Genomic DNA, 2,263 nt, shown 5'->3' with positions numbered 1-2,263 from the left:
TTCAGTTTTAATCCCACTTAACATGGGTTTTAAACCAATCTCGTTTGCTGCATCGTCCGGTCCATAAATCCAGTGTTTTGAACCACGGCACATGTCATTCCATTCAAGGGCAATACCTGCGTAGCCTGCCTGACAAGCGCGGAACTCTTCTAAATCGTCTGGCGTTGCCATGCCTGAGGCATTGAAGAAATCTTCATATTGACGGATACGGCGTGCACGAGCTTCAGGTGCTTCACCTTTAGGCGCGATACAGTAAATGATGACTTCAGTTCGATTAACTGAAAGTGGGCGAAGTACACGAATTTGCGAACCAAACTGATCCATCAAATAAACATTTGGATAGAGACAAAGATTACGTGAACGCTCAATCATCCATTTCGACATCGCTTCACCGTATTTTTCGGTATATTCATCTGCTTTTGGGAAGTTAGGACGGTCTTCTGGGTTTGCCCATTGTGTCCAAAGCAACATGTGACCATTTTCAAAGCCATACGAGCCACCGCCTTGTTTACCCCAAGAACCTGCACTCATCGCGCGGATGTTATCGGCAGCTTGAGTTTCTTTACGGTGCTGAGTCGTTGCTGCATAGTTCCAGTGAACAGCAGAAACATGGTAACCATCGGCACCATTTTCAGCAGTGAGTTTCCAGTTGCCTTCGTAGGTATAAGTAGATGAACCACGTAAAACTTCCAAACCATGTTCAGACTGGTCAACAATCATGTCGATGATTTTGGTGGTTTCACCCAAAAATTCTTCAAGCGAAGGAACATCGGGATTTAAGCTACCAAATAAGAAGCCTTTGTAGCTCTCAAAACGAGCTACCTTTTTAAGGTCGTGTGAGCCGTCTTGGTTAAAGCAGTCAGAGTAACCTGCGTCAGTTGGGTCTTTTACTTTGAGCAATTTACCTGAGTTATTAAAAGTCCAGCCGTGGAAAGGGCAAGTATACGTTGCTTTGTTACCACGCTTGTAACGGCAAAGTTGTGCTCCGCGGTGTGAACACGCATTGATCATGGCATTAAGTTCGCCGTTACGGTTACGGGCAATGATAATCGGCTGACGACCAATATAAGTCGTGTAGTAGTCATTATTATTTGGAATTTGGCTTTCGTGTGCCAAGTAAACCCAGTTACCTTCGAAGATGTATTTCATTTCGAGGTCAAATAAGGCTTCATCAGTAAAAACTGAGCGGTGAAGTTTAAATTCACCTGTATCGATATTGTCTACAAGTAATTCATCAATACGGTCAAGATGGCTGGTATTGATTACAGGAATACGTGGCATGTCCGTTCTCCGACTTTCCAAAGGGTGGAAGTCATCAAGACCTTCGCTACGATTTAAAAGGTCTTGATATCCTAATATGTCAATGAAGCGTATAAACGCGTCGGGTGTTTAACCGCGAATGGATAAAGATAGATCGAATGTTGGCCAGTATGATTTCAATCGGTGCTATACAAGTGATCTATAACTTCATCGGGTTATTGCTTGTATATACCTTAAAAGAATGGTTAAACTGTGTCTAAGACTGAATTTGCATTTTAATATATCTTAAAGGTATGGAAACCTGATGGAACTAAGACATTTACGGTATTTTGTGGCTGTTGTAGAAGAACAGAGCTTCACCAAGGCAGCTGAAAAACTATTTATTGCTCAACCGCCTTTGAGTCGGCAAATCCAAAATTTGGAAAGTGAGCTTGGAATTCAACTCTTTGAGCGAGGAAGCCGCCCTTTACAGACCACACCAGCAGGACATTTCTTTTATCAGCACGCTGTTAAACTTTTGTCGAATGCTGAAGAAATAAAAAGTATGACCAAGCGTATTGGTCTCATCGAAAGAAGCATGACCATTGGTTTTGTCGGGTCTTTACTTTATGGGTTGCTGCCTCGAATCATTTATTTATTTCGTCAGCAGCAGCCTCATCTGAATATTCAGCTCATGGAATTAAGTACAACCGAACAGTTACAGGCCTTAAAAGAAGGCCGTATTGATGTCGGGTTTGGGCGTTTAAGAATTAGTGATCCCGCCGTGAGGCGAATTCTTTTACGTAAAGAGCGTTTGGTCGTTGCCGCGCATACCAGTCATCCAATTGCACAGCGCACAGAAGGGGTATATCTGGCCGATTTGATTGATGAAAAGATGTTTATGTATCCCACTTCACCGAAACCCAATTTTTCGACCCAGCTTTTGAATATTTTTGCCGAACATAGTTTGGTTCCCAAAAATATGCATGAGATACGGGAAATTCAATTGGCTTTGGGCTTAGTC

The 2,263-nt window shown here is 42.7% G+C and carries 2 protein-coding genes; one reads left to right on the top strand and one right to left on the bottom strand.

Features of this window, described 5'->3' with window-relative positions; genetic code table 11:
• On the bottom strand, positions 1-1,281 hold a 1,281-nt coding region (gene benA, locus C1642_RS16465), incomplete at its 3' end, for a benzoate 1,2-dioxygenase large subunit (RefSeq protein WP_228153955.1).
• A gap of 283 nt (positions 1,282-1,564) precedes the next feature.
• Between benA and C1642_RS16460 the strand changes: the two genes are divergently transcribed.
• Positions 1,565-2,263: LysR substrate-binding domain-containing protein (locus C1642_RS16460; RefSeq protein ID WP_228153953.1), on the top strand; the 699-nt coding region annotated here is incomplete at its 3' end.

This window comes from Acinetobacter sp. AKBS16 (assembly GCF_002899995.1).
In the GTDB taxonomy this organism is placed as follows: Bacteria; Pseudomonadota; Gammaproteobacteria; order Pseudomonadales; family Moraxellaceae; genus Acinetobacter; species Acinetobacter baumannii.
This window is presented reverse-complemented; position numbering and strand designations above follow the sequence as displayed.